General features: G+C 71.2%; 25 protein-coding genes. 14 read left to right on the forward strand and 11 right to left on the reverse strand.

Translation table 11 applies throughout. The annotated features are described in order from the left end of the window. The first annotated feature begins 29 nt into the window (after positions 1–29). Positions 30–2204 (forward strand): protealysin inhibitor emfourin, encoded by a 2175-nt coding sequence (locus ABG090_RS07035; RefSeq protein ID WP_347753701.1) that lies wholly within the window; start codon positions 30–32, stop codon positions 2202–2204. Between the two features lie 166 nt (positions 2205–2370). Next, positions 2371–3297 carry a hypothetical protein gene (locus ABG090_RS07040; protein WP_347753702.1) on the forward strand — a complete coding sequence of 309 codons (927 nt, stop codon included), beginning with the start codon at positions 2371–2373 and terminating at the stop codon, positions 3295–3297. 204 nt (positions 3298–3501) lie between these two features. Here the strand turns inward: ABG090_RS07040 and ABG090_RS07045 are convergent, their stop codons facing one another. Together ABG090_RS07045 and ABG090_RS07050 are read right to left on the reverse strand one after the other, a co-directional pair. After that, a complete protein-coding gene (locus tag ABG090_RS07045; RefSeq protein WP_347753704.1) occupies positions 3502–5352 on the reverse strand; it encodes a thiamine pyrophosphate-binding protein in 1851 nt (616 codons plus the stop codon). A 225-nt stretch (positions 5353–5577) separates the two neighbouring features. Next, entirely contained in the window at positions 5578–6732 is a 1155-nt protein-coding gene (locus ABG090_RS07050) for an ATP-binding protein (protein ID WP_347753705.1), read from the reverse strand. An 88-nt stretch (positions 6733–6820) separates the two neighbouring features. Between ABG090_RS07050 and ABG090_RS07055 the strand changes: the two genes are divergently transcribed. Both ABG090_RS07055 and ABG090_RS07060 read left to right on the forward strand, forming a co-directional pair. Beyond that, positions 6821–7567, forward strand: a complete 747-nt coding sequence (locus tag ABG090_RS07055) for a lysoplasmalogenase family protein (protein WP_347753706.1) — start codon at positions 6821–6823, stop codon at positions 7565–7567. Positions 7568–7622: 55 nt separating this feature from the next. Continuing rightward, positions 7623–8387 (forward strand): amino acid racemase, encoded by a 765-nt coding sequence (locus tag ABG090_RS07060; protein WP_347753707.1) that lies wholly within the window; start codon positions 7623–7625, stop codon positions 8385–8387. Here ABG090_RS07060 and ABG090_RS07065 read toward each other — a convergent pair. Then, positions 8361–9257: a LysR substrate-binding domain-containing protein gene (locus ABG090_RS07065; protein WP_347753709.1), complete on the reverse strand. Its 897-nt coding sequence runs from the start codon at positions 9255–9257 to the stop codon at positions 8361–8363. The genes ABG090_RS07060 and ABG090_RS07065 overlap by 27 nt on opposite strands. 48 nt (positions 9258–9305) lie before the next feature. Continuing rightward, positions 9306–10247 carry a DMT family transporter gene (locus ABG090_RS07070; RefSeq protein ID WP_347753711.1) on the reverse strand — a complete coding sequence of 314 codons (942 nt, stop codon included), beginning with the start codon at positions 10245–10247 and terminating at the stop codon, positions 9306–9308. Positions 10248–10278: 31 nt separating this feature from the next. Between ABG090_RS07070 and ABG090_RS07075 the strand changes: the two genes are divergently transcribed. Beyond that, on the forward strand, positions 10279–10575 hold the full coding sequence (locus ABG090_RS07075; protein ID WP_347753713.1) for a GNAT family N-acetyltransferase: 297 nt from the start codon (positions 10279–10281) through the stop codon (positions 10573–10575). A 24-nt stretch (positions 10576–10599) separates the two neighbouring features. Here the strand turns inward: ABG090_RS07075 and dhaM are convergent, their stop codons facing one another. Genes dhaM through dhaK form a run of 3 tightly spaced genes read right to left on the reverse strand, consistent with a single transcriptional unit; the run spans position 10600 to position 12916 of the window. Further along, the gene (dhaM, locus tag ABG090_RS07080) at positions 10600–11295 is read right to left on the reverse strand and encodes a dihydroxyacetone kinase phosphoryl donor subunit DhaM (RefSeq protein WP_347753715.1); all 696 of its coding nucleotides are present in this window, start codon (positions 11293–11295) and stop codon (positions 10600–10602) included. Then, the gene (dhaL, locus tag ABG090_RS07085; protein WP_347753716.1) at positions 11292–11915 is read right to left on the reverse strand and encodes a dihydroxyacetone kinase subunit DhaL; all 624 of its coding nucleotides are present in this window, start codon (positions 11913–11915) and stop codon (positions 11292–11294) included. Before dhaL ends, dhaM begins: the two co-directional genes overlap by 4 nt. After that, the gene (gene dhaK, locus ABG090_RS07090; protein ID WP_347753718.1) at positions 11912–12916 is read right to left on the reverse strand and encodes a dihydroxyacetone kinase subunit DhaK; all 1005 of its coding nucleotides are present in this window, start codon (positions 12914–12916) and stop codon (positions 11912–11914) included. The genes dhaL and dhaK overlap by 4 nt, the downstream gene beginning before the upstream one ends. Positions 12917–13136: 220 nt before the next feature. Here dhaK and ABG090_RS07095 point away from each other — a divergent pair, with 220 nt between their 5' ends. Further along, complete coding sequence (locus ABG090_RS07095; RefSeq protein ID WP_347757545.1) at positions 13137–13904, forward strand: MIP/aquaporin family protein; 768 nt, start codon at positions 13137–13139, stop codon at positions 13902–13904. Positions 13905–13995: 91 nt separating this feature from the next. After that, the gene (gene glpK / locus ABG090_RS07100) at positions 13996–15507 is read left to right on the forward strand and encodes a glycerol kinase GlpK (protein WP_347753719.1); all 1512 of its coding nucleotides are present in this window, start codon (positions 13996–13998) and stop codon (positions 15505–15507) included. Between the two features lie 51 nt (positions 15508–15558). On the opposite strand, the gene ABG090_RS07105 is transcribed toward glpK, so the two are convergent. Beyond that, on the reverse strand, positions 15559–16503 hold the full coding sequence (locus ABG090_RS07105) for a hypothetical protein (protein WP_347753720.1): 945 nt from the start codon (positions 16501–16503) through the stop codon (positions 15559–15561). Next, a complete protein-coding gene (trpD, locus tag ABG090_RS07110; RefSeq protein ID WP_347753722.1) occupies positions 16500–17564 on the reverse strand; it encodes an anthranilate phosphoribosyltransferase in 1065 nt (354 codons plus the stop codon). The genes ABG090_RS07105 and trpD overlap by 4 nt, the downstream gene beginning before the upstream one ends. A gap of 68 nt (positions 17565–17632) precedes the next feature. On the opposite strand from trpD, the gene ABG090_RS07115 reads away from it, so the two are divergent. From ABG090_RS07115 to ABG090_RS07135, 5 genes are all read left to right on the forward strand, one after another. Beyond that, the gene (locus ABG090_RS07115) at positions 17633–18280 is read left to right on the forward strand and encodes a heme-copper oxidase subunit III (protein ID WP_347753724.1); all 648 of its coding nucleotides are present in this window, start codon (positions 17633–17635) and stop codon (positions 18278–18280) included. Between the two features lie 68 nt (positions 18281–18348). Then, entirely contained in the window at positions 18349–19107 is a 759-nt protein-coding gene (locus tag ABG090_RS07120; protein ID WP_347757547.1) for a c-type cytochrome, read from the forward strand. A 30-nt stretch (positions 19108–19137) separates the two neighbouring features. Then, positions 19138–20250, forward strand: coding sequence for a Rieske 2Fe-2S domain-containing protein (locus ABG090_RS07125; protein WP_347753725.1), 1113 nt, complete (start codon positions 19138–19140; stop codon positions 20248–20250). Continuing rightward, on the forward strand, positions 20247–21833 hold the full coding sequence (locus ABG090_RS07130) for a ubiquinol-cytochrome c reductase cytochrome b subunit (RefSeq protein WP_347753726.1): 1587 nt from the start codon (positions 20247–20249) through the stop codon (positions 21831–21833). Before ABG090_RS07125 ends, ABG090_RS07130 begins: the two co-directional genes overlap by 4 nt. Before the next feature lie 110 nt (positions 21834–21943). After that, a complete protein-coding gene (locus ABG090_RS07135) occupies positions 21944–22999 on the forward strand; it encodes an LLM class flavin-dependent oxidoreductase (protein WP_347753727.1) in 1056 nt (351 codons plus the stop codon). Between the two features lie 40 nt (positions 23000–23039). Here the strand turns inward: ABG090_RS07135 and ABG090_RS07140 are convergent, their stop codons facing one another. Beyond that, complete coding sequence (locus ABG090_RS07140) at positions 23040–24203, reverse strand: phosphotransferase (protein WP_347753728.1); 1164 nt, start codon at positions 24201–24203, stop codon at positions 23040–23042. Positions 24204–24261: 58 nt separating this feature from the next. Between ABG090_RS07140 and ABG090_RS07145 the strand changes: the two genes are divergently transcribed. After that, positions 24262–25308 carry an FUSC family protein gene (locus ABG090_RS07145; protein ID WP_347753729.1) on the forward strand — a complete coding sequence of 349 codons (1047 nt, stop codon included), beginning with the start codon at positions 24262–24264 and terminating at the stop codon, positions 25306–25308. Here the strand turns inward: ABG090_RS07145 and ABG090_RS07150 are convergent. After that, a complete protein-coding gene (locus ABG090_RS07150; RefSeq protein WP_347753731.1) occupies positions 25266–25781 on the reverse strand; it encodes a hypothetical protein in 516 nt (171 codons plus the stop codon). The genes ABG090_RS07145 and ABG090_RS07150 overlap by 43 nt on opposite strands. A 33-nt stretch (positions 25782–25814) precedes the next feature. Between ABG090_RS07150 and ABG090_RS07155 the strand changes: the two genes are divergently transcribed. After that, positions 25815–26279, forward strand: a complete 465-nt coding sequence (locus ABG090_RS07155) for a phosphohydrolase (RefSeq protein ID WP_347753732.1) — start codon at positions 25815–25817, stop codon at positions 26277–26279. Positions 26280–26284 lie beyond the last annotated feature (5 nt).

Below are 26284 nucleotides of genomic sequence, written 5' to 3' on the forward strand. Positions count from 1 at the left end.
GGTGGCAGGCACCGGGCGGAGGGAGCGGGATGGATCTCGCAGCACGGATCGGCGCGCGCGGCGCCGAAGCCTCGAAGGCGATCGAGCGCTCGATCCACCGCTTGGCGAAGCCGGCCGCCATCGCGCTCGCCCCGGTGCTGATGCGACAGGCGAAGCAGGTGCAGCAGGGCCTCGTGTGGCTGCCGGAGCCGACTGGCGCGAGGCACGGCACGATAGACGCCCCCGACGGCAGCGGCGCGCCGTTGCGCCTGCTGGCCATCGGCGACTCGACCGCCACCGGCGTGGGCGCTGCACGGCTCGAGGATGGCCTGGTGCTGCAGACCGCGAACCGTCTTGCCGTGAGCGAGCGACGCGGCGTCGAGTGGCGCATCGTCGGCCTCGAGGGCTCGAGCGCCGCGCAGGTGCTGCGCGACCAGCTGCCGAAGGTCGAGGGCGAGTGGGATGCGATCCTGCTGCTGGTCGGGGCCAATGACGCCCTGCAGCTCGTCGGCCGGTCGGCGTTCGAGCGGACCGTTTGCGCGCTGCTGGACGGACTCGGCGCGCACCTCGCGCCCGGCGGCGTCATCGGGGTGACCGGCACGCCGCAGATCGACACGTTCATCTGGCTGCCGCAGCCCATCCGCTCACTGATCGGCGGGCATGCGCGCACCCTCGACGATGTGCAGCAGCGCCTCGCCGCGGCCGACCCCCGTGTCATCCACCTGCCGACGCCGGCGATCGTCGAGCCCGAGCAGCATGCGGCCGACGGCTTCCACCCCTCCGCCGCCGGCTACCGGCTCTGGTCGAGCATCGTCGCGCCGCGCGTCGCCGCAGCGCTCCATGGCCGCGCCTCGGCGGTGCCCGTCCGTCGCGGCATCGTGCCGCCGTATCTGCTCGAACGGCTCGCGGCCGCCTCGATACCTTCCGCGTCGATCATCGCCGAGCGCACGCTCGGGCTCGATCGCGGCATCCGCGGCGAGCGCCACCTGCATGCCGCACCGCATGCGCGACTGATGCCCGACGCACCCGCGCGCATCCCGGGCGAGCGCCCGGCCCCGCACCGCATCGTGAGCGACGCCAGGGGCACCACGACCCTGCCGGGCGAGCTCGTGCGAGCCGAGGGCGCCGACGTGACGGGCGATGCCGCGGCGGACCAGGCCTTCGACGGCCTCGGCGCCAGTTGGTCGATGCTCATGGAGGCGTTCGGGCGCGACTCGCTCGACGGCGGCGGGATGCCGCTGCGCGCCACGGTGCACTACGGCGAGCAGTACGCGAACGCATTCTGGGACGGCAGCCGCATGGTCTTCGGCGACGGAGACGGCAAGATCTTCGCGGGCTTCACCGCTGCCGTCGACGTGATCGGCCACGAGCTGGGCCACGGAATCATCGCGTCGACCGCCGACCTCGTCTACCGCGATCAGTCCGGTGCGGTCAACGAGTCGATTGCCGACGTGCTCGGATCGCTCGTGAAGCAGCACGCGCTCGGTCAGACCGCCAATGAGGCCGACTGGCTCATCGGCTCCGGCGTCTTCACCGACCGCGTCACCGGGAAGGCGCTGCGCTCCATGGCTGCGCCCGGCACCGCGTACGACGACGCTGCGCTCGGCAAGGACCCGCAGCCGGCGCACATGCGCGACTTCGTCGTCACCGGCGACGACCTCGGCGGCGTGCACATCAACTCGGGCATCCCCAACAAAGCCTTCCACCTCGTCGCCACCGCCATCGGCGGCAGGGCCTGGGAGGCGGCGGGGCAGATCTGGATGGATGCGCTCACCAGCGGCCTCTCGGCAAATGCGGACTTCACTGCGTTCGCGGCCGCGACCGAGGCAGCATCCGTCGCCCGCTTCGGCGACGACGCGCCGGAGACGCGCGCCGTGCGGGCGGCTTGGAGCGCAGTGGGGGTGACGGAGGAGAAGCCGGGAACGACCGCACCGGCGGACGACGCCGTCAGGTTGGCGCGCACCGGTGGCATGCTCGGGCAGACGCAGGCCGCCGTGCTCGAGCTGCAGGTGATCCCCGGCGACGATCGGGAGCAGCTCGACACGCTCGTCGCCTCCGGGGTGCTCGAGCAGCTCGAGGAGCAGACGCTGCCGGATGCACCGCTGTGGCGCGTGACGGTCGAGACGAAGTGCGACGTCACGGTGGCCGAGCCGCTGCTGCCCGGCGAGGTGCTCGCGCTCTTCCGCCGCCTGCTCGAGCTCGGCGACGAGCCGCCCCGCGCCTGACGCGGCGCGGCTCTCGCGCCCGCAGGCAGCGACGCGTGTCAGGTTGTTGCACTTCCTCAGCGCTGAAACAGCAACAACTCGACACGCGTGGCCTCGGATGCGCGGCGGCGTGCGAGCGCTGTGGAGAGTGGCGGCGGGCGCGCGGCGGCCGTGCCAGGGTGCGGCCGTGGTCGACGATCTGCCGGCGGCACTGCCGGGCACGGGGTTCAGCTTCCGCGCGGGGCTCGAGCACGGGCTCAGCCCGGGCAGGCTGCGCGGCCGTGCGTTCGTGGCGCCGTTCCGCGGCGTGCGCACGCTCGAGCCGCCGGACACGCTGAGCGATCGGGCGATCGCGTTCGCTCCGCTGCTGCGGCCCTGGCAGTGCGTCGGCGGGGTCTCGGCGCTCGCGCTCCTCGGTCTGCCTGTCCCCTGGCGACTGGCGCGGCACGCCGGCGTCGAGATCGTGTCGGTGAAGGGCCGCGGCCACCCGCAGCGCTCGGGCGTGCAGGCGCAGCGGGTCGCCGAGGCGGTGTTCGAAACCTGCGACGTGGCTGGCGTTCGCGTGGCGTCGCCGGCACTGGCGCTCGCGTGCATGGCCACGCGGTGCACGGTGCACGAGCTCGTCCGGATCGGCGACGCCATCGTCGCGGCCGCCGACAACTACCCCGGCCGACGGCTGCCCGGGCCGATCGCGAGCTTCGACGCGCTGCAGGACATCACCGAGCGATGGGCAGGCAGGCCGGGTGCGGCGGCGCTGCGCGAGGCCGTGCCGCGCATCCGGCCGCGCGTGGAGTCGCCGCGTGAGACCGACATGCGACTGCTCATCACGGATGCCGGGATGCCCGAACCCGAGGTGCAGGTCGAGGTCTTCGATCCCGAGACCGGGCGTCGCCTCGGCCGCGCCGATCTGCTGCATCGGGCGGCTCGCGTGGTCGAGGAGTACGAGGGCGACGGGCACCGGGAGAAGGCACAGTGGGATCGCGACATCCAGAAGTACCGCGACTTCGAGCGCATCGGGCTGCACGTCGTGCGCGCGACGAACCGCGACTTCGTGCCGTCGCCGCAGCGCTGGCTCGCCGACCTCGCAGCTGTGCTCCGCCGCCGCACCCCGTAGCCCCCGCCCTCGCCCCCTCGCCCCCCTCACCCCTTCCCTCCCCCGCCCCGCGCAAGGGCCGGGGCTCGCGTGTCAGCTTGTTGCTGTTTCTGCGGCGCGGCGGTGCAACAACCTGACACGCGTCGCTCGTCGCGGGGCGCGGCGGGGTGGGGCGGGGCGGGCGTGGCGCGCGGGGCGGCGGGCGGCGGGCGGGCGGGCGGGCGGTCAGCGGGCGGCGGCCGCCCGCATCGCGGCCTCGCGGATCTCGACCATGTAGGGCGCGACGACCTGCTGGCTGACGCGGCAGTCGGCGACGAAGACGCCGTCGGCGCCCGATGCGAGCCAGGTCTCGAGCTGCTGCAGATCGTCGAGCGACTCGATGACGGCAGCGGATGCCCCCATGCCGCGCGCGATCGCCGCGAAGTCGATCTGCTCGATGAGCATCGGCTCCTCGGCGACACCGCGCACCGCGTACTGGTGCACCTCGGCGCCGTAGGCCGCATCATTGACGAGCACGACGACGCCGCGGCGCACGGTGCGCAGCACGGTGTCCAGGTCGGCGAGGCCCATGAGCGCTCCGCCATCGCCGGAGACGAGCACGAGGGTCGTGTCCGGCATCGCGACGCCGGCGCCCACGGCGCTCGGCAGCCCGAGGCCGATGGTCTGGAACGCGGTGCCGACCATCAGCAGGCGCGACGGGTCCGCGACCGACAGGTGGGTTGGCCCCCAGCCGATGAAGTGGCCGCCGTCCTGCACGATCAGGCGGTCGGCGGGCAGGATGCGCTCGAGCGCGTGGAAGAGGCTGCGGGGGTCGAGCCTGCCGTCGACGGCTGCCCGGTCGCCGGGCTCGCGCTCGAAGTGGATGCCGGTCACGTCGCCGTAGCCCGCCTCGGCCCAGGCCGCGTCGGCGCGGGCCGCATCGGCCCGAGCCGCGTCAGCGCGGGCCGCGTCGGCTCCAGCCGCATCGGCCCGATCGCCCGCGCCGTCGCCGACCGCCGACAGCAGCGCCTCGGCCACGAACCGTGCATCGCCGCGCACGAGCTCGTCGACGCGCGGGTTCGTCGCGGCCGGTTCGAGATCGACCTGGATCACGCGCGCTGCGTGATCGAAGGCATCGCCGAACCGGGTCTGGAACTGGTTGAGGCTCGCTCCGACGACCAGCACGACATCCGCGCGCTCGATCGCGGCGGCCGCACGCTCGGAGGCGAAGCCGCCGGTGATGCCGAGGTGGCGTGCGTCGGGCGCGAAGATGCCGCTGCCGAGCGCGCTCGACGCGGTGCGTGCGCCCAGTCGCTCGGCGAGCGCACGCAGCGCCGTCGCCGCGCCCGCCAGGTGCGCGCCGCGGCCGGCGATCAGCAGCGGGCGCTCGGCCCGGCGCAGCGTCTGGGCAAGGCTCACCAGCTGGGCCTTGTCGAGGCGCGCGGCCGTCGTGGTCGGCACGGGCAGGCCCGCGTCGCGCTCACCGTCGCCCTCCAGCGTGGCGTGGCCGATGTCGTACGGGATCGCCAGCACGACGGGCCGGCGATCCGTCGTCGCGATCTCGACGGCGCGACGGGCCGCGGCGCGGGCGTCGTCACGCCCGACCACGATCGTGGTCGCACCGACCGCGGTCGCGACCGCCGCCTGATCGATGTCCCACGGGCGCGCGCCCGCGGTCGGCTGATCGCCGACGACGAGCACGAGCGGGATGCGCGCCTGCGCAGCCTCGGCGAGCGACGTGAGCGCGTTGGTGTAGCCGGGGCCGTACGTGGTGGAGGCGATCGCGAGGCGGCCGGTCGCGCGGAAGAACGCGTCCGCGGCAGCGACCGTGGCGGTCTCGTGCCGCACGGAGGTCAGCCGCATGGCGCCGCGCCGCACGACGGCGTCGAGGAACCAGGCGTTGCCGTTGCCCATGAGCGAGAAGACGTCGCTCGCGTGCCGCTCGAGTTCCGCCGCGATGGCGGCCGAGACGGTCAGCGGCGCGTCGGGCAGGGCGGCGTCCGGCGCGGGCGCGTCGGGCAGCGCCGCATCGGACATGACGGGATCGAGCAGCGCGGCGTCGGGCATCGCCGCGCGCGAGGGGGAAGCGTCAGACATGGGGCACTCCGGGAAGAGAGGGAGGCTCGGCGGCGCAGGGCTGCTGCGACACGGCACGGAACCTCGTCGATGGGGTCCATGTGTGTCGCGCGCGTGTGCGCGTGGTCCCATTTGTCGAGACCGGCGTCGAACGACGCCTGACCGGTCAACGATAGCGAACGCGTCGGCGCCTGCGGAAGCGCTGCGGCCCGGCGCGAGCGGCAGCTGCGCGCATCCGGGCGCGGCTCAGTCGCGGAAGGTCTCGCGCGCCCGCGTCGGCAGTCCCAGCTGTGCATCGTGCGGATGCGCGCGCAGGTGCTCCCGCATGCGCGGGATCGCGAAGTCAACCTGCCCTCGCTCGGGTGCCACGATGATGCCGCCGTCGAGCAGGCGCGCTCGCTGGCGAGCGGCATTGCCAGGGGTGGCACCCATGCGTGCGGCGACGGCGGCGGTGGATGCCGCGCCGTCGTCCTCGGCCATCGCCAGCAGGTAGTCACGATCCCTGCTCGAGAGGCCTCGCAGCGCCGGGACGATGACGCTCTCCCCCATCGCCGCGTGCGCGACCTCGACGGCGTGCTGCACCGCATCCGTCGTGATCTCGCGCGTGCTGGGCGTGTACTCCCACGCGCGTGCGCCGATCGACTGCACCAGGTAGGGATAGCCCTCGCTCGCTCGCGCGGCGCGCTCGAGCGCCTCGTCGCCGATCGCGCGGCCGCGGCTGCGGATCGGCTCGGCGAGGGCCGCGCAGGTCTCGGCGAGCGTCAGCGTGTCGAGGCGCAGCTGCTGGGCGCGGCGGAAGAAGGTCAGGCCGTCGGCGTCGAGCGCCGCGGCGATCGACGCCGGCACCCCGGCCGCGACGATCGCGATCCGGCGATCCTGGCGCTGCAGGTGCTGCACCGCGATCGCGATGCGTCGCAGCTGCTCGAGCGACTCCTTCGCCACCTCGTCGAGCGACACCAGCACGCCGGTGCCGCGTGCCTCTGCGAGCTCGACGAGCCGACCGAGCATGCTCTCGAGCCGCGGCTCGCGCTCGTACCTCGCCCGCACGGTCGTCTGCAGCCCGCCGACCTGCGCGACCGTCACGCCCGTGAGGTCGCGCTGCACCGCGTCGGCGTCCTGCTCGGCGAGCATGGCGGGCAGGCGATCGCGCTCGAGCCCGTCGATGAGTCCCGCGTGCAGGGTGCCCTGCACCACGGTCCAATCGTGCTCGACCGCGGCGTCCTCCACGGCATTGAGCAGCACGGTCTTGCCGACGCCGCGCATGCCGGTCACCAGCACTGCCCGGAACGGCGACCACGCACCGAGGTCGAAGACCTCCCGCCACTGGTCGAGCAGCGCGTCGCGCCCCGCCAGCATGGGCGGCGAGATGCCGAATCCGGGCCTGAAGGGGTTGTCGTGCACGCGCCCACTCTGCCACCGACCTCCCACAGGCACGCCCGACATTCGCCGGGTTGCCCGCATCCGCGTCGACCCGTGGAACGATGGCTGCATGCCCGCGACGACGCAGCCCCGCGCCCTGCGCATCGGGTTCGGCGTCGCCGCAGCCACCCTCGTGCTCAATCTGCTCGCAGCCGTGCTGATCGGGCTGGGCGTGGGCGACGCCGGCGCGCTCAACGTGGTGCGAACGGTGCTGATGTGGATGCTGATGCCCCCGCTGGCGCTGGCGCTGGTCCGGATCGGTGCCCTGCGGCACGCGGTGGGGCGTTGGCATGTGCTCGCGGTGGCCCTGTACTGGCTCGGTGACGGCGTTGGTGCGACGAGCGGCATCACCGCCGTGCTGCTGGGAGCGTTCCTGCTCGGCCATCTCGCCTTCATCGTCTCGCTCTGGCCCACCCGCAAGCGGTCGCTCGCCTGGAGCCCCGCGTTCGGCGGCTACGCGTTCGTCGCGCTGCTGGCGGGCGGCATCATCGCCGTGAGCGCCGGGCCGCTCGCGATCCCGGTGCTCGTGTTCGCGGTCGTACTCGCGGCGATGGCATCGCTCGCCGCGATCGACGCGCTCGGCCTGCTCGGCGGGCTGCTGTCGATGCTCACCGTCCTGGTGCTGGGCCTGGGCCTGTTCGTGCTGGAGATCCCCGACCCGCTGCGCACCTTCGCAGTGCTGGTGCCGTATCTCGGCGCGCAGATGCTGCTCGCGATGAGCCTGCAGCGGCGGCTGGAGCTCGCGGACCCGCTCCCGTCTCCCCCGAGCGCCTCGACGCCGGCTCGCACCACCTCTGGGTATTACCGCACCGAATAGCAATCATCAGGGACACAGGCTGGACTTCTACCCTAGGCTCTGGTGAGATCGGATCATGCACCACGTTCCCGGTCCCATCGGCATCCTCGGCGGCATGAGCTGGCACTCCACCATCGAGTACTACCGCGCGATCAATGAGCGCGTCGCGTCCGACCGCGGCGGGCACGCCTCGGCGCGGATCCTGCTGTCGAGCCTCGACTTCGCCGAGATCCGCGACTGCCAGCTGCGCGAGGACTGGCAGGGCGCCGGTGCCATCCTCGCCCGCGAGGCCGCGGCGCTCGAGCGCGCCGGCGCCACCTCGATCGCGATCGCCACGAACCTCATGCACAAGGTCGCCCCCGCCGTCGAAGCGAGCGTCGGCGTGCCGCTCGTGCACATCGGCGACGCCGTGGCCGATGCCGCGGCAGCGGTCGGCGCTGACACGCTCGGCATCGTGGGCTCGCGATGGGTGATGGCCGAGCGCTTCTATGCAGAGCGGCTCGCCAAGCACGGCATCAGCACCGTCGTGCCGCACGAGGATGCGCAGGCAGTGCTGGATCGCGTCATCTTCGATGAACTGACGCAGGGCGTGGTGACGGATGCCGCGCGCGCCGCCTACCGCGACGCCTTCGCCGCGCTCGTCGCCGACGGCGCCGAGGCGATCGTGCTCGCGTGCACCGAGATCATGCTGCTGGTGGATGCCTCGGATGCAACAGTGCCGCTGATCGATTCCTGCGAGGCCCACGCGGCCGTGCTCTCGCGCATCGCGCTGGGCGCGCTCGCCGCGGACGGCCTGGCGCCCGCCGGCGCGACGTCAGTCGGCCGTCTCGTTCCAGAGTGACCGCATCGCGTCGAGCACCGTGCTGACCGCCGGCACGCGCTCGGCCCCGTGCCGGTAGCGCAGCGACACGGTGCGCCCCGAGGCGTGCGCGAGCGGCGCGACCACCACGTCGTCGCGCGTCAGCACGCGCAGCGCCATCTCCGGCAGCAGCGTGACCGAGCCGGTCGCTGCGACGAACGACTGCGCGGCGACGAAGTCGTCGGTCTCGAACTGGATCGTGGGCATGAAGCCGGCGGTGGCGGCGAGGGTCTCGAGATGGGCGCGGCAGCGCGGGCAGCCGCCCACCCAGTCGTCGGCGGCGAGCCGCTCGAGCGCGACCGGTTCGCCGGAGGCGAGCGCGTGATCGGTGGGCAGCACGAGCCGCGAGGGGTCGACGCCGAGCTCGACCCGGGTGAGCTGCACGTCGTCGTGGAACTCGTCGTACTCGAACACCACCGCGATGTCGGCATCCCCGGCGAGCACCGCCTCGATGGCCTCCGGGGGCTCGAACTCGATGACGCGAGCGCGCAGCTTGGGCACGGCGAGGCGCGCGGCGGCGATGGCGCGCGGCACGAAGTCGGCCAGCGCCGACGGGAACGCGGCGATGGTCACGCTGCCGGCCCCCTCCGCGAGCGACGCGAGCTCTGCCTCGGCGGAGCCCAGCAGCGCCGCGACACCGTCGGCGTGCCGCAGCAGCCGCTCGCCCGCCTCGGTGAGCGTCACGCCGGTCGAGGATCGCAGCAGCAGCGCCTGGCCGACCTCGTCCTCCAGCAGGCGGATGTGCTGGCTCACGGCCGGCTGCGTCCAGCCGAGCGCCCGAGCGCCGCCGGAGACGGAGCCCTCGCGCGCGACCGTGCGGAAGATCAGGATGCGTCGCGGGTCAAGCTGCATGGGTCAAGCATGCCGCACGACTGCTCGCAGCACGCGCACCGCTCCCGGTCATTCCCCCGCCATGCGCACCGGCGCGTCGATCGCGCCCGTCGGCGGCTCATCGCGCCGCGCGGGCCGGCGCGCGGCGAGCAGCTCGACCGCATACATCGCGCCGAGGATCATGCCGCCGCCGACGACCAGCCGCCATGTCAGCCCCTCGCCGCCGAACGCCACGGCGTACGCGGTCGCCCAGACCGGCTCCGCGGTCATGATGACGGCGGCGCGCGTGGCGCTGATCTGCGCCTGCGCCCAGGTCTGCACCCACATCGCCGCGATCGAGGCGAACACCACCATGTACAGCATCGAGGCCCACTGGTCGCCGGTGGCGGGCAGCGTGATCCCATCCGGAGCGCCACCGGCGATGCAGATGATGCCGATCACCCACAGCTGCACGATCGAGATGCCGAGCGCGTGCTCGACCTTGGCCCAGCGAGCGGTGGCGATGATCTGGAGCGCGTACGCGAGCGCGCCACCGAGCGTGAGCGCCTCGCCCAGCCCGAACGAGATGCCGGTGAGCGTCAGCACCACGAGGCCCGCGGCGGCCACCGCGACCGCGATCCAGGTGCTGCGCCCGATGCGCTGCCGGAAGGCGAGCGCGGCGATCAGCGGCGTGAGCACGACGTAGACACCGGTGAGGAAGCCGCTCACCGAGGCTGCGGTGGTCTCGAGCCCGACCGTCTGCAGGATCTGCGCAGCCGTGTAGAGCACGCCGAGCACGGCGGATCGCAGCAGCAGCGGCCGCCCCAGCCGCACGATGTGACGCCAGGCGATTGCCGTCATGATCACCGCGGCCAGCAGGAAGCGCACGCCGAGGAAGTCGAGCGATGGCACGTGCTCGACGAGATCCTTGATCAGGAAGAACGTCGAGCCCCACACGATCGTCAGGCCCACGAGCAGCACCGTCGCCAGCCGCGAGGTCCCCGCCAGCCGCGAGGTTCCCGTCTGTGCCACCGGATCAGCCTAGGGCGCTACCGTCGTGCCCATGACCAGTGAGCAGCAGCAGATCGAGATCGTCGACAACAGCGAGGCCAACCGCTTCGAGGCGCACATCGAAGGCGAGCGAGCGGGCCTGGCCGACTACCGCGACCGCGATGGCATCCGGTCCTTCGTGCACACCGAGGTCGACCCCGCCTTCGGCGGCCGCGGCGTCGGATCCACCCTCGTCGACGAGGCGCTGCGCGCGACGATCGCCGACGGCATGCGCATCAAGCCGAGCTGCTCGTTCGTCGTCGCGCGCGCAGCCTCGGACGAATTCGCGGCGCACGTCGTCGAGCGCTGACGACGGCGCCCACGAGCCCGCGCGCTACTCGCCGAAGCCGTCCGCGGCGAGTGCTTCGATCGCGGCAAGCGCCTCCCCGGCCTGCGCGCCGGTGGCCTCGAATCGCACGGTGTCGCCCTTGCCGAGGCCCAGCGCGAGCACCCGGAGCATGCTCTTCGCGTCCACGCCATTGACGGTCACCCGCGCGTCGTAGGCGCTCGCCGTGCGCACGAGTTCGGCCGCGGGCCGCGCGTGCAGCCCGTGCTCGTTCTGCAGCTCGATGTCCAGCACCGAGCCGTCGTCGGCGGCGGCCGTGGACTCCGTCGACGCGTCGCCGTCGGCTGCGTCCGCGCCTTGCGCGGCAGCCGACGGCGCCTGATCCTCCGCAGCCGCGAGCACCTCGTCCAGACCGGCTCCGGATTCGGCGGCGACGGCCGCCGCGACCGCACCCTCGACGATCGGCGCGTCCGCGATCCTGATCCGCTCGGCATCCTCCGCGAAGTCGAGCGCGGTCTCGGTGGTCAGCACTGCCGAGCCCAGATCGCACAGCACCACGATGCCCGAACCGCTGTCGGCGGTCGCGAACGCGGCCTGCACCTTGTCGAAGCTCGTGCCGATCCCGCCGTCATCGGTGCCGCCGGCGGCCACGATCGCGACCGACGGCGCCATCTGCGCGGCGAGCTCCACGACTCCCTCGGCGATCTTCGCCGAGTGCGAGACGATCACGAGACCGACCGTCATGGCGTGTCCGCCGCAGCGCGCAGCACGAGCGCCGACGACTCTGCGCCTGGGTCGCGGTGGCCGACGGCTCGCTCCCCCAGGTAGGAGGCGCGCCCCTTGTGCGCCACCAGCGGCTCGGTCGCGACTGCGCCGCGCTCGGCGGCCGCGGCCGCGGCATCCAGCACCGCGCGCACGTCGTCGCCCGCGCCCGCGGCGGCCTCGACCGCCGGGCTCCACGCATCCACCATCGTCTTGTCGTTCGGCTCTGCCTTGCCGCGGGCGACGATGCCGTCGCGCGCCGCGCCGAGCACCTCGACCAGTGCGGCTGCGTCCAGCTGCTCGCGATCGCCGGCGGCCATCGCACCCTTCAGGAAGGCGGTGCCATACAGCGGCCCGGCCGCACCTCCCACCGTGGAGATCAGGGTCGTCGCCACGAGCTTCAGCACTGCGCCCGGCGTCGCGTCGGCGTCCAAGCCGTCGAGCTTGCCGAGCACCGCCTGGAAGCCGCGATCGAGGTTCTCTCCGTGATCGCCGTCACCGATGGCCCGATCGAGTGCGGTCAGCTCGCTCTTGCGCGTGGCGACCTGCGCCGCGATCGCCTCGATCCAACGTCGCGTCCAGGCGCCGTCGAGGCCGCTCAACGTCCCCACCGCAGCGCCGCGGTCTGCACCGGGGCGTCGTAGAGGTCGAGCAGCTCGTCGTCGACCTTGAGCAGCGTGATCGACACGCCCTGCATCTCCAGGCTGGTCACGTAGGAGCCCACCAGCGAGCGAGCGAGCGTGATGCCGCGCTCGGCCAGCATCTCGGCCGCGCGACGGAAGACGATGTAGAGCTCCGACTGCGGCGTGCCGCCCATGCCGTTGACGAGCAGCACGACGCGGTCGTCGGTGGCGAACGGCAGATCCTCGAGGATCGGCTCCATCAGCCGGTCGACCAGCCGGTCGGCCGATTCCAGCGCGATGCGCTCTCGGCCCGGCTCGCCGTGGATGCCGATGCCGATCTCGACCTCGTCGTCCGCCAGCTCGAAGCTCGGCTCCCCCGCATGCGGCACCGTGCAGGGCGCGAGCGCGAGGCCCATCGACCGCACCTGGCTGTTCACGCGGCGCGCGATCTGCGCCACCTGGTCGAGGCTGTCGCCGCGCTCGGCCGCGGCGCCAGCGAGCTTCTCCACCAGCAGCGTGCCGGCGACGCCGCGACGACCCGCGGTGTAGAGCGAGTCCTTCACCGCGACGTCGTCGTCGACGATGACGGACTGCACCTCGATGCCCTCGGCGAGCGCGAGGTCAGCGGCGGTCTCGAAGTTCAGCACGTCGCCGGTGTAGTTCTTCACGATGTGCAGCACGCCGGCGCCCGCATCGACCTGCTTCGTCGCCTCCAGGATCGGATCGGGCGTGGGCGAGGTGAACATCGCGCCCGGCACGGCCGCGTCGAGCATGCCGTAGCCGACGAATCCCGCATGCAGCGGCTCGTGCCCGGAGCCGCCGCCCGAGACCAGACCGACCTTGCCCGGGATCGGCGCATCCGCGCGCACGACCACGAACGGCGGGTCGACGACCACGCGCACGAGATCGGGGTGGGCGGCTGCGAATCCGGCGACGCCCTCGTCGACGGTCTTCGCAGGGTCATTGATGAGCTTCTTCACGGTGGGCCTCTCGCTCGTGGGATCCATCGTCGGTGCGCCAGCGCCGCTGGCCCGACTTGAGCCCACGCTACGCCCCGGCCGGTGGAAACTCGATCCGAGTTGCCAGAATCCTCATTGCGGTTCCACACCGCGCCCCGATCCGGGGTTACTGTGTGGCTATCGCCCGAGTGGGTGGTCCGGGCGATGCGGCCCGGGAACGAGAAAGCAGGGACCTGTGGATCTGAACATCGGTCTGGTATTCCTCTCCGAGCTGGTCGGCACCGCGATGCTCGTGCTCCTCGGCTGCGGCGTGGTCGCCAACGTCGTGCTGAAGGGCAACAAGGGCTTCGGTGGCGGCTTCCTGATGATCAACTTCGGATGGGGCCTCGCCGTCTTCTCCGGCGTCGTCGTCGCCATCTACTCCGGCGCGCACATCAACCCGGCCGTGACCTTCGGCCTGATGGCCAACACGCTCTCGACCGGCGGCGACTACAACTGGGCAGCGCTGCCCGCCTACATCGGCGGTCAACTGATCGGTGCCTTCATCGGTGCCGTGCTCTGCTGGCTGGCCTACAAGCAGCACTTCGACATCGAGGAGGACCCGGCAGCGAAGCTCGGAACCTTCTCGACCGGCCCCGGCATCCGCCACTACGGCTGGAACCTCGTCACCGAGATCATCGGCACCTTCGTGCTGGTGTTCGTCGTCATCGGCTTCGGCGCCCAGGGCGGCGTCGACGAGGGCGTGCCCGCTGGCCTCGCAGCGCTCGGCGCCCTGCCGGTGGCCCTGCTGGTCGTCGGCATCGGCGCCTCGCTCGGTGGCCCGACGGGCTACGCGATCAACCCGGCGCGCGACCTCGGCCCTCGCATCGCGCACGCGATCCTTCCCATCCAGGGCAAGGGCTCGAGCGACTGGAGCTACGCCTGGGTCCCGGTCGCTGGACCGATCATCGGCGGCGTGATCGCCGGCCTGACGGCTCCGGTGCTGATCGCGACGCTCGCCGCCGCCTGACCGTCGAGAGGAGGGGGTCCCCGGATCCCCTCCTCTTCCTGTTCCGCGCACACACCGCACAGCACATCCATCACCCAACGAAGGAGTTCCGGTGAACGACTACGTCATCGCCATCGACCAGGGCACGACCTCGACTCGCGCCATCCTCTTCGACCATTCCGGCAGCATCGTCTCGAGCGGCCAGCTCGAGCACGAGCAGATCTTCCCGAAGGCCGGATGGGTCGAGCACGACCCCAAGGAGATCTGGAACAACACCCGCGAGGTCATCGGCCAGGCCCTCTCGAAGGCCAATGTCACGCGCCACAACGTGAAGGCCGTCGGCATCACGAACCAGCGCGAGACCGCCGTGGTCTGGAACAAGAACACGGGTGAGCCGGTCTACAACGCCATCGTGTGGCAGGACACCCGCACCCAGAAGATCGTCGACCGGCTGGCCGACGGCGACACCGACCGCTATAAGCGGCAGGTCGGCCTGCCGCTGGCCACGTACTTCTCCGGCACCAAGATCGTCTGGATCCTCGAGAACGTCGACGGCGCCCGCGAGGCCGCGGAGGCCGGCGATCTGCTCTTCGGCACCACCGACACCTGGGTGCTGTGGAACCTGACCGGCGGCGTGAACGGCGGCGTGCACGCGACCGACGTCACGAATGCGTCGCGCACGCTGTTCATGGACCTGGAGACGACCACCTGGAACGACTCGATCCTGGAGGACTTCGGCGTGCCGAAGTCGATGCTGCCGGAGATCAAGGCGTCCTCGGGTGAGTTCGGCGTCGCGTCCACCGACTCGCTGCTGCGCGAGACGCCCATCACGGGCATCCTCGGCGACCAGCAGGCCGCCACCTTCGGCCAGGCCGCCTTCGACAAGGGCGAGGCGAAGAACACCTACGGCACGGGCAACTTCCTGATCTTCAACACGGGCACGGAGATCGTGCACTCGAAGAACGGGCTGCTCACGACGGTCGGCTACAAGATCGGCGACGAGCCCACGCACTACGCGCTCGAGGGATCGATCGCCGTGACGGGCTCGCTCATCCAGTGGCTGCGCGACAACCTGGGCCTCATCAAGGACGCCCCGGCGGTGGAGGACCTCGCCAAGACGGTGGACGACAACGGCGGCGCGTACTTCGTGCCGGCCTTCTCGGGCCTCTTCGCGCCGTACTGGCGGCCTGATGCGCGTGGCGCCCTCGTGGGCATGACGCGGTTCGTCAACAAGGGACACATCGCGCGGGCAGCGCTCGAGGCGACGGCGTTCCAGACCGCCGAGGTCGTCGACGCCGTCAACGCCGACTCGGGCGTCGACCTGACGGAGCTGAAGGTCGACGGCGGCATGATCGCCAACGACACGCTGATGCAGTTCCAGGCCGACGTGCTGCGGGTGCCGGTCATCCGTCCCGTGGTCGCGGAGACGACGGCGCTCGGCGCGGCGTACGCCGCTGGCCTCGCGGTCGGCTTCTGGAGCTCGCTCGACGAGCTGCGCAACAACTGGCAGGAGGACAGCCGCTGGGAGCCGCAGATGGAGCAGGAGGCGCGTGACCGCACCTACCGCAACTGGAAGAAGGCAGTGCAGAAGACGCTGGACTGGGTCGACGAAGACGTCGACTGACGGCTGAGCGACGAGGGGGCGGCTGCGGTCGCCCCCTTCGTCATGCGCCGGTCACACCGCCCGCTGGGTCGGGTCGCTGACCCAGACCGCGGCGGCCGCGACGACGACGATGACCATCACGAACCGGGCGGTCGACACGGCGAGCACGATCGACGCCCACCAGTCGTCCTCGGCTGCGAGGCGGCCGCGCGCGGTGGGCTGCTTCGCCGAGATCGCGATCGCGATCGCGATGATGTCGAAGCCGATGAGCATCGCGACCACCGCGAATCGCCGTCGGTGCAGCTCCCCGGTGCGCGAGGCTCGACCCGAGGCATGCGGCTCCGCCACGTCCGCGACCGGCAGCAGGGCGCGCATCCAGCCGTCGAGCCACCAGCCGAGCAGCACGAGCCCCAGCAGGAGCAGCAGCATCACGCCGCGGGTGACCAGCTCGTCGGCCGCGGTGGCGGCCTCCTCCCAGGCGTTGCCCGCGACCCTCGCGCGGACCGCCGGCATCGCACGCGCATAGAAGGCGGCCGCGGCAGCGGCGTAGCCGAGCGCCACGATGATGATCGTGAGCGGATGCCGCATGCGCACCAGCATCCAGGCGATGATCAGCGCGGCGCCGGCGACGAACTGCGCAGCATCCAGCGCCCCGTAGGTGGTCGGACCCAGCAGCGTCGTCGACTCCATGAGCACGATCACGGCGCTCGCGGCCCCGTAGAGCACGAGGCAGTACAGCGCCGCGACGCGGTAGCCCCGTGAGGCGGGCGCGACGAGCGCCGCGAAGAGCAGCAGCACCAGGCCGATGACGTGCATGGTGACCGCGGGCGCGAGCGCCGGCGGGCGGTGCAGCAGCAGCGTCAGGCCGTAGGCGGTCAGCAGGCCTCCGAGTGCGAGCGCGATGAGCAGCAGCGACCGCGATGCCCGGTCGGCCCAGCGCAGCGGCCAGTCGTGCCAGATCTCGTCGCGGCACCAGCTCGTCTGCCGCTGGGCGCGGGGCTGCTCGAGGACGCTCACGCGGGGTTCGGGCTCGCGGCCCTGCGCCACGCCTCGAGCGTCCGCATGGCGGCGCCCGAGTCGATCGCCGCCTCGGCGACGAGGAGCTCCTCGGCGATCCGCTCCTTCATCGGGCGGTCCTTCTGCCTCGGGTCGCGATCGAGGCGCCACGCCACCAGCGCGGCGGCAGCGTTCAGCACCACGATGTCGCGCACGGCGCCCGCCTCTCCCGCGAGCGTGCGGCGCACCACCTCGGCATTGTCCTCCGGCGATCCGCCGCGCAGGTCGTCGAGCGATGCGCGTGGGATGCCCAGCTCGCGGGGATCGATGTCGTGCTCGACCACGTCGCCGCGCGCCACCTCCCACAGCTCCGAGTGCCCGGTGGTGGTGAGCTCGTCGAGTCCGTCCTCGCCGCGCACCACGAGCGCGGTCGCGCCTCGCGTGGCGAACACGCCGACGAACTGCTCGATCACGTGCTTGTCGGCGACGCCGACGAGCGACACCTCCGGCCGCGCGGGGTTGACGAGCGGGCCGAGGTAGTTGAAGACGGTCGGCACGCCCAGCTGCTGCCGCACCGGGCCAGCGTGCCGGAAGCCGGGGTGGAAGCGCGTCGCCCAGGCGAACGAGATGCCTGCCTGCTCGAGGATCTGTCGCACTCGGGCGGGATCCTCGTCCACCGGCACCAGCCCGAGCGCGTCGAGCACGTCCGAGGCGCCGGATGAGGAGGACACCGCGCGGTTGCCGTGCTTCAGCACCGGCACGCCGCTCGCGGCGACGACGATGCTGGCGGTGGTCGAGATGTTGACGGTGTGCTGCCGATCGCCGCCGGTGCCGACGATGTCGACCACGCGCGTCTCCCCCGGCAGCGGCACCGCCGCGGCGAGGATGGCGTCGCGGAATCCGACCAGCTCCTCGGCCACCACGCCCTTCGCGCGCAGCGCGATCAGGAGGCCCGCGATCTGCGCGTCGGTGGCCTCGCCGGCGACCACTGCAGCCATCGCCCACTCAGCCTGGCGGATGGCGAGATCGTCGCCGTCCAGCAGCGTCTCGAGCACGACTGGCCAGGTCAAGAGACGATCCATGGTTGCATCCTATCTTTTTGCGGCACGCTGGCCCCCGGGGCCCAGACCGGCTCCGATCTGTCACTAGGATGGATCCCGTGTCCACTACTGCGCTCCCCACGTCGCCAGCCTCGGCGCCGATGATCAGGCGGCCGAACACCGTTGCGGTCGGCACGATCGTCTGGCTCGGCAGCGAGGTCATGTTCTTCGCCGGCCTGTTCGCGATCTACTTCACGCTCCGCTCGATGTCTGGCGATCTGTTCGCCACCGAGGCCGAGAAGCTGAACGTCATCTTCGCGACCATCAACACGATGATCCTGCTGGCCTCGAGCTTCACCTGCCAGGCAGGCGCGAACGCTGCGGAGCACCACCAGGCGCGCAAGACCGGCGGGGCGTTCGAGTTCTCCAAGTGGGGCATGATCGAGTGGTTCTACCTGACCTACGCGATGGGCGCCATCTTCGTGGTGCTGCAGGTCTTCGAGTACTTCGAGCTCATCAGCGACGGCGTCACCCTGTCGTCGAACTCCTACGGCTCGGCCTTCTACCTCACCACCGGCTTCCACGGCCTGCACGTCTCCGGCGGCCTGTTCGCGTTCCTGTTCGTCATCGGACGCGCCTATGCCGTGAAGCGCTTCGGTCGCAAGGAGGCGACCAGCGCGCACGTGATCTCGTACTACTGGCACTTCGTCGACGTGGTCTGGATCGGCCTGTACCTCGTCATCTACTGGCTCAAGTAACGGTTGGGTGAATAACGTTGGCAACACGCAAGAAGACCGGCCGCCGGCATCCGCTGGCAAGCGCAGCGATGCTGCTCATCGGGCTCGTCGCGGCGGGTGGAGCATCCGCTGCCGTGAGCACAGTCGCGAACGCGGAGACCACCGGCGCCTCCGCGAACGCGCAGTCCCTCTCCGCTCAGGACGGCGCTGAACTGTTCCGCGCGAACTGCGCGTCGTGCCACGGCCTGAACGCCGAGGGCACGGACAAGGGTACGAGCCTCATCGGCGTCGGCGCCGCATCCGTCAACTTCCAGGTCATGACGGGCCGCATGCCGATGGCGTTCTCCGGCCCGCAGGCGCTGCAGCGCGACCCGCAGTTCACGCAGGAGCAGTCCGACGCCATGGGCGACTGGATCGCCTCACTGGCACCCGGCCCCGAGCGACCCTCCGACGAGCTACTCGACACGTCGCTGGTCTCCGACGAGGAGCTCGCCGAGGGCGGCGTGCTGTTCCGCATCAACTGCGCCATGTGCCACAACGTGGCCGGTGCCGGCGGAGCCCTGACAGAGGGCAAGTTCGCGCCGAATCTGCAGGACATCGACGCGGCGCACATCTACGAGGCGATGCTGACCGGCCCGCAGAACATGCCTGTCTTCAACGACAACAACATCTCCCCCGAGGAGAAGCGCCAGATCATCGCGTACCTGCACTACCTGGACGACAACCCATCGGTCGGCGGCTTCGACCTCGGCAGTCTCGGCCCCGTCTCCGAGGGCCTGTTCCTCTGGATCTTCGGTCTCGGCGGCATCGTCGCGATCACGGTCTGGCTGACCTCGAGACCCAACTGATCCATGGCGCAGGACACAGAGAGGAACAGCATGTCGGCTGAAGACCGGTCGGCTCCGGACCAGCACGAGGTCGTGGCCTACGACCGAGGCGCCGCTGTCGAGCAGTCGGACGCATTCGTCAACCCGGGACTGCCCCCGCACCGCCCGCGCCAGACGGACCTGCACCCCCACAAGGAGCGCCGCGCTGAGCGCCAGGTGGTCGGCTGGTTCCTGCTCTCGATGCTCGGCTCGGTGCTCGCGATCGTCGCGTACATCGCCGTGCCGATCGAGATCGGCGACCTGGCGAGCGTGCGCGCGAACAACCTCTTCCTCGGACTCAGCATCGCGCTCGCGCTGCTCGGCATCGGCTTCGGCGGCATGCACTGGGCCCGCCAGCTCATGAGCAGCCACGAGGTCGTCGAGGATCGCCACCTCTCGCGCGGCTCGGCGCCCACCCGTGAGCGCGCCGTCGAGATCTTCCAGCTCGGCGACGAGGAGTCCGGCTTCACGCGCCGCTCGCTCATCCGCAACACCCTCATCGGTGCCGTGGCGATCCTGCCGCTGCCCGCCGTCGTGCTGTTCCGCGACCTCGCCCCGGCGGAGGACGCCGTCGAGGCCATCTCGAACACGATGTGGGAGCCGGGCATGCGGCTCGCGCTCGACCCCTCCGGCGCACCGATCAAGGCCGCGGACGTGACGATCGGCTCTGCCTTCCACGTGATCCCGGAGCCGCTCGCCGAGATCGGCCACAACGAGGGCTACCTCGACCAGAAGGCGCTTGCCTCCGTGCTGCTCGTGCGCGTGCCCACCGAGCGCCTGAACGAGGCACCGGGCCGTGAGGGCTGGTCGTACGACGGCATCGTCGCGTACTCCAAGATCTGCACGCACGTCGGCTGCCCGGTGGCGCTCTACGAGCAGCAGACGCATCACCTGCTGTGCCCGTGCCACCAGTCGACCTTCGACGTCACCGAGCACGCCAAGGTGATCTTCGGTCCTGCGAAGCGCCCGCTGCCGCAGCTGCCGATCGCGGTGGACGACGAGGGCTACCTCGTCGCGCAGCGCGACTTCACCGAGCCGATCGGTGCATCCTTCTTCGAGCGACTGAACCACGTCGACCCCGAGCACGTGCAGGCGTCGGCTGCTGAGACGGAGACCCGCGCATGACCTCCACCGCCACGCGTCCCTCGCTGACCGCGAAGGCATCGAACTACCTCGACGAGCGCACCAGCATGTCGACCATGGTCGCCGCGCTCGGCCGCAAGGTCTTCCCCGACCACTGGTCGTTCATGCTCGGCGAGGTCATCCTCTACTCCTTCGTCGCGATCCTGCTCTCCGGCACGTTCCTGACGTTCTTCTTCGAGCCGTCGATGACGGCCGTGGAGTACCACGGCTCCTACGTGCCGCTCAAGGGCCTCGAGATGTCGGCGGCGTACGCATCCGCGCTCGACCTCTCCTTCGACATCCGCGGCGGGCTGCTCATGCGGCAGCTGCACCACTGGGCCGCGCTGCTGTTCATCGCCGCGATCGGCCTGCACATGCTGCGCGTGTTCTTCACCGGCGCCTTCCGCAAGCCGCGCGAGATCAACTGGGTGATCGGCTTCGTGCTCTTCATCCTCGCGATGGCCGAGGGCTTCACCGGCTACTCGCTCCCCGACGACCTGCTCTCGGGCAACGGCCTCGCCATCATCAACGGCATGGTCAAGGGCATCCCGATCATCGGCACCTGGATCTCGTACCTGCTGTTCGGCGGCATCTTCCCGGGCCACGAGATCGTGCCGCGCCTGTTCGTGCTGCACATCATGCTGCTGCCGGCGCTGGTGATCGCCTTCATCGGCATCCACATGGTGCTGCTGATCGTGAACAAGCACACGCAGTTCGCGGGCCCCGGCAAGACCAACGACAACGTCGTCGGCGCGCCGATCATGCCGCTGTTCGCGGCCAAGGCCGGCTCGTTCTTCTTCATCGTCTTCGGCATCCTGGTGGCGATGGCGTCGACCTTCACGATCCTGCCGCTGTGGGACTTCGGGCCCTATGATCCATCGCCGGTCTCCGCCGGCACCCAGCCGGACTGGTACATCGGCTTCGCCGACGGCGCGCTCAGACTTGCGCCGGGTCTGGAGTCCGAGATCTTCGGCCTGACCCTGTCGTGGAACATCCTGCTGCCCATGGCGGTGCTCGGCGCCTTTATCGTGCTCGTGATGTTCTATCCCTTCATCGAGGCGTGGATCACGGGCGACAAGCGCGAGCACCACATCGCCGAGCGTCCCCGCAACAACCCGACGCGCACCGCGATCGGCTCCGCCGGCGTCTGGTTCTACGCGATCCTGTGGGCCGCGGCCTCGTCCGACCTCATCGCGACGCACTTCAACCTCAACGTGTTCCAGGTGACCTGGGCGCTGCAGGCGATGCTCATCGTCGGCACCGTGATCGTCTACTTCCTGGCGAAGCGCATCGCGATCGGCCTGCAGAAGAAGGATCGCGAGATCCTGCTGCACGGCTACGAGACCGGCAACATCCGCCGCCTCCCCGGTGGTGCGTACATCGAGGTGCACGAGCCGCTCGACGAGTACCAGTCGTGGAAGCTCAAGGCCTTCGAGAGCTACGAGCCGGTGATGGTGCGACCGAACGCCGACGGCAAGATCACCGCCGGCACGCACATGCGCGCGGCGCTCACCCGCTGGTTCTTCGAGGACCGCATCGCGCCGGTCACGCGCGGCGAGCTCGAGGCCGCGAAGCACGACCACTAGCGACGATCGACGCGAAGCAGGGCCCGGGGCGACCCGGGCCCTGCTTCGCGCTCCCGGCGGCTGGAATGCGGCGCGTGGCCGGGCGTTGGTCTGGGTGGAGAGGACACAGCATGAGCATCGAGTTCGGCGCCCACACCTTCGCCGCCATCCCGCATACCGATGGCAGCCCCGTCAGCCACGCGCAGGTGCTGCGCGACGTCGTGGCGGAGGGCATCGCCGCCGACCGCGCTGGTCTGCGCTTCTTCGGCATCGGCGAGCATCACCGGGAGGACTTCGCGGCCAGCGCGCCGGAGATCCTGCTCGCGGCGATCGCCACGGTGACCGAGCGCATCCGGCTCGGCACCGCGGTGACGGTGCTCTCCTCGAACGATCCTGTGCGCGTCTTCGAGCAGTTCTCGACCATCGACGGCATCTCCGGCGGTCGCGCCGAGATGATCGTGGGCCGCGGCTCGTTCGTGGAGTCGTTCCCGCTGTTCGGCTACCGGCTCGAGGACTACCAGGAGCTGTTCGAGGAGCGGCTGGAGCTGCTGGCCGCCGTGGTGCGCGAGACGCCGGTGACGTGGTCCGGTCGGCTGCGCGCGCCGCTGGCGCAGCAGCAGATCTTCCCGCCCTCGCACGCCGCCGAGCACGGCGGGCGGATCCCGGTGTGGGTGGGCGTCGGCGGCTCCCCCGAGTCCGTCATCCGCGCGGCGAAGCACGGCTTCGACATGATGCTCGCGATCATCGGCGGCTCTCCCGCGCAGTTCGCGCCCTTCGCCGGCCTCTACCGCAGGGCGATGGAGCAGTTCGGGCACGTGACCGATAACGGCACGCCGCTCGGCCGCGTCGGCATGCACTCCCCCGGGCTCGTCGCCGAGACCGACGAGGAGGCGAGGCGCATCCTGCTGCCGAAGTGGCTGGTCTTCCGCAACCGCCTCGGGCGGGAGCGCGGCTGGGGCGAGGCCACCGAGCGCGAGTTCGACGCGCAGCTGGCCGAGCACGGCGCCCTCTTCGCCGGCAGCCCGGAGACGGTCGCGCAGAAGATCGCCTGGGCGGTCGAAACACTCGGGGTGGAGCGCTTCGACCTGAAGTACGACGGCGGCACCTCGCACGAGGAGAACCTGCGCACGATCGAGCTCTTCGGCACGGAGGTCGTCCCGCGGGTGCGGGCGCTGCTCGGCACGTAGCGCGCCGGGCGGCAACTGCGTGCGGCTCCGCGATGGACCGTCAGGCGAGCAGGGCCTCGGCGCGCTCCAGCAGCCGCTGGGCGGCGGAGGCGCCGCGGTCGTCGCTGCGCCCGGCGTTGGCGAGCGCGTGCCCGAGCAGGTGGGTGGCCGCGATCGCGCACACTCGCTGATCGCCCTGCCATCCCGCCTGCAGCTCGTCGGCGAAGGATGCCAGCGCGCGTCCCGCTTCGACCGATGGCGCTCGTTCGATCGACGACACGACCACGTGCCCGTAGAGCGCGCCGCGATCGTCGGCAGGATCACCGAGGCCGGCGGTATCGATGTCGAGGATGCCGGTGATCGTCGACGGGTCCTGCTCGTCGACGAAGATCTGACCGAGGTGCAGGTCGCCGTGGATGGTGACCGGCCGCGGCACGGCGGTGGCCGCGTAGCGCTCGCGCACGACGCGCGCGAGCCTGGCGGTCTGACCGGCGAAGACCGGGGCGGTCTCCTCCATGCGCTCCGCGTACCAGTCGACGCGCCGCGCCAGGGACTCGCGGGCGCCGATCGTCACGGGCACCGTGGCGATGTGCTGCGTGAGCTCGTCGAGGCCGCGCGCGAAGCGATGGCGGTCGATCCGGTCGAAGACATCGATCGCCGGCACGCCAGGGAGCGCGCCCAGCAGCACCAGCCCCGCATCCGAGAACCCCAGGGATCGCGGCACCGGCACGCCCGCGTGCAGGAACCGCTCGTGCAGATCGTGGATGGTGCTGGCGAGCGAGGGGTGCACGACTTTCGCGAACCAGCTGTCGGTGGCCGTGTCGACGCGCAGCACCGCCCGCTTGCCGGGGCGGTAGGCCTCCATGCGCAGGCTCGCGCCGTCGGCGGCGATGCCGAACTTCGACAGCACCACACCGGCCGCCTCCGGGTAGGAGACCGCGGGCAGCGATGGCAGGGATGGGTCCTGCGGGTACACCCAGGCGGTGAGTCGCGCCCCGGCAGCGTCGGTCATCTCGACCGTGTGCTCGTCGGTCACCGCGGTGGGCGAGGTGTTCACGTAGATCGTCACCCGCTCGATGGTGTCCTGCTGCGTGCGGACGCCGCACGAGTAGCCGATGATGAAGCCCTCGTTGACGGGCTCCACATCCTTCTGCGTGAAGTCCACGAGCTCGCGGCCGCTCTCTGCGAGGAGACGCGTGAGCACGGCGGCGGCATTGTCGAGCATGGGCACCATCCAACACCCCCCGGCCGAGATGCGCCTGCGGCACGCGTATCGTTGCATCATGCGATGGCTGGGCAGGCTCATGACCGAGCAGCAGAGCTCCTGGCTGCAGGTGCTGAAGGTCGTGATCGCGATCGCGCTCTCCTGGCTGGCGAGCCAGCTGCTGCTCGGCGTCGAAGTGCCCGTCTTCGCCGCGATCGCGGCACTGCTGGTCGTGGCCCCCAGCGTCAATCAGTCGCTCGGCAAGGGCATCGAGCGCTCGTTCGGCGTGCTCGGCGGGGTGGTGCTCGCCTGGCTCGCGACCCTGGTGCTGCCGACCGGCCCGCTGCTGGTGCTCGCGGTCACGGTGGTCGCCGTGATCCTCGCGCGACTGCTGCGGCTCGCACCGATGGCAGCCAACCAGCTGCCCATCAGCGCGATGATCCTGCTGGCGCTGGGGGCGGGCAGCGGGCCGCTCTTCGGCGCCGAGCGGATCGTCGAGACGATCATCGGCGCGGTCATCGCCCTGGCCATCAACCTGCTCGTGGTGCCGCCCGTGCACCACGAGCCGGCGGAGCGCGCCATGCGCGAGCTCGCGCACGCGATCGCGGATGCCTACGCGCGGGTCGATCGCTCGCTCACGGCCGGCGCGGCGAGCGAGCACCTGCTCGAGGAGGCCAGGGCGCTGCGCGGGCGCGTGCAGGCGGCGCGTGCCGCTATGGATGCGCTGGAGGATTCGACGCAGCTGAACCCCCGCACCAAGCGCCTGCGGGCCAGGCTGGAGCGCGACGAGAGGCTGCTGCTCACGCTCACCGTGCTCGCCAATCGGGTGATCGGCATGTCACGGTCGATCGCCGACCGACTGGACGCATCCCTCGTCGACGACCCGACGGTGCTGCGCATCGCCTCGGAAGCACGCAGGATCGCGCACGAGACGCGCGCGCTGGTCGACCTGCATGCCCACGACGACGGCAGGACGATCACGATGCCGCGGCTCGACGGCGAGATGCTCACGAAGCCGATCCCGATGCCGGAGCCGCATCCGCAGCACTGGGTGCTGATCGGCGCGCTGCTCGAGGACGTGCGTCAGGCCAGGGAGTCGCTCGAGGCGGACGTCGACGCGGTATAGGGCACCAGCCACTGCAGCCGCCAGAACTCGTCGGCGCTCAGCTCGAACGAGTGCGTGTCGATCGCGACAGCGCGTCGCACCTCATCCGGCTCGAGGTGGGGACGGGCGAGGATCGTGACCGCCGACTGCCGCAGCAGCGTCGACTTGCCGTAGTGAATCGCGAGGATGTCGGCGGTGGCCGGGGTATCGGAGACGACGTAGGCGCTCGCCAGCAGGCGCGAGCGGCCCAGCATCCGCCACGAGAAGTGACGGCCTGCCCACAGGGCCTCGGCGATGACCTCGCGGTCGCCCTTGTCGGGGCGGTGGTACTCGTAGACCTCCCGCAGATGCAGCGGCGAGTTGCGCACGAGCTCGAAGGTGACGCGCGGATTCTTGCGTGCCGCGTTCGTCCAGTACGGGAACGTCGTCGCACGGATCGCCCAGGTGCCGCGGAGCAGCCGAGCGAGCTCGGCGGGATCTGCGACGCGTGACATGTCTTCAGGATAGCGACCGGATACGCTCGCGTCATGGCGACTGCTGACCTGGAACGCGCGATCACGGTTGCGACGAAGGCCTATGACGGCCGCGTCGACCGCCAGGGCGAGCCCTACGTCGCGCACGCCGTGCGGGTGATGCTCGCGGTGGAGACCGATGACGAGCGCGCCGTCGCGATCCTGCACGACGTCTTCGAGTGGGGCACGATCACGCTGCGCGAGTTCGCCAGCGCCAAGTTCCCCAAGCGCGTCATCGATGCGGTCGACGCGATGACCAAGCGCTACGGCGAGACGCCGGCGGAGCACATCGCGCGCATCCTCGCCTCGCCGCTCGCGACCACGGTGAAGCTCGCTGACCTGCGCGACAACGCGCTGGAGTGGCGGCTCGACGCGCTGCCCGACGAGCAGCTGCGCTCGCGGCTGGTCGCGATGTACCGCGAGAGCGCGGAGCTCATGGGCACCGACCTCGACGAGCTCTGCGGCCGCGAGGTGCGCTGACGGGC

This window comes from Agrococcus sp. ProA11 (assembly GCF_039880525.1).
GTDB classification, from domain to species: Bacteria; Actinomycetota; Actinomycetes; order Actinomycetales; family Microbacteriaceae; genus Agrococcus; species Agrococcus chionoecetis.

Excerpts from the sequence above, each read along its gene's own strand:
- ABG090_RS07035 (WP_347753701.1), top strand. The coding sequence starts at position 30 with ATGGATCTCGCAGCACGGATCGGCGCGCGCGGCGCCGAAGCCTCGAAG.
- ABG090_RS07045 (WP_347753704.1), bottom strand. The coding sequence starts at position 5,352 with ATGTCTGACGCTTCCCCCTCGCGCGCGGCGATGCCCGACGCCGCGCTG.
- ABG090_RS07055 (WP_347753706.1), top strand. The coding sequence starts at position 6,821 with ATGCCCGCGACGACGCAGCCCCGCGCCCTGCGCATCGGGTTCGGCGTC.
- ABG090_RS07060 (WP_347753707.1), top strand. The coding sequence starts at position 7,623 with ATGCACCACGTTCCCGGTCCCATCGGCATCCTCGGCGGCATGAGCTGG.
- ABG090_RS07065 (WP_347753709.1), bottom strand. The coding sequence starts at position 9,257 with ATGCAGCTTGACCCGCGACGCATCCTGATCTTCCGCACGGTCGCGCGC.
- ABG090_RS07075 (WP_347753713.1), top strand. The coding sequence starts at position 10,279 with ATGACCAGTGAGCAGCAGCAGATCGAGATCGTCGACAACAGCGAGGCC.
- dhaM (WP_347753715.1), bottom strand. The coding sequence starts at position 11,295 with ATGACGGTCGGTCTCGTGATCGTCTCGCACTCGGCGAAGATCGCCGAG.
- trpD (WP_347753722.1), bottom strand. The coding sequence starts at position 17,564 with ATGGATCGTCTCTTGACCTGGCCAGTCGTGCTCGAGACGCTGCTGGAC.
- ABG090_RS07115 (WP_347753724.1), top strand. The coding sequence starts at position 17,633 with ATGGATCCCGTGTCCACTACTGCGCTCCCCACGTCGCCAGCCTCGGCG.
- ABG090_RS07120 (WP_347757547.1), top strand. The coding sequence starts at position 18,349 with ATGCTGCTCATCGGGCTCGTCGCGGCGGGTGGAGCATCCGCTGCCGTG.
- ABG090_RS07125 (WP_347753725.1), top strand. The coding sequence starts at position 19,138 with ATGTCGGCTGAAGACCGGTCGGCTCCGGACCAGCACGAGGTCGTGGCC.
- ABG090_RS07130 (WP_347753726.1), top strand. The coding sequence starts at position 20,247 with ATGACCTCCACCGCCACGCGTCCCTCGCTGACCGCGAAGGCATCGAAC.
- ABG090_RS07135 (WP_347753727.1), top strand. The coding sequence starts at position 21,944 with ATGAGCATCGAGTTCGGCGCCCACACCTTCGCCGCCATCCCGCATACC.
- ABG090_RS07140 (WP_347753728.1), bottom strand. The coding sequence starts at position 24,203 with ATGCTCGACAATGCCGCCGCCGTGCTCACGCGTCTCCTCGCAGAGAGC.
- ABG090_RS07145 (WP_347753729.1), top strand. The coding sequence starts at position 24,262 with ATGCGATGGCTGGGCAGGCTCATGACCGAGCAGCAGAGCTCCTGGCTG.
- ABG090_RS07150 (WP_347753731.1), bottom strand. The coding sequence starts at position 25,781 with ATGTCACGCGTCGCAGATCCCGCCGAGCTCGCTCGGCTGCTCCGCGGC.
- ABG090_RS07155 (WP_347753732.1), top strand. The coding sequence starts at position 25,815 with ATGGCGACTGCTGACCTGGAACGCGCGATCACGGTTGCGACGAAGGCC.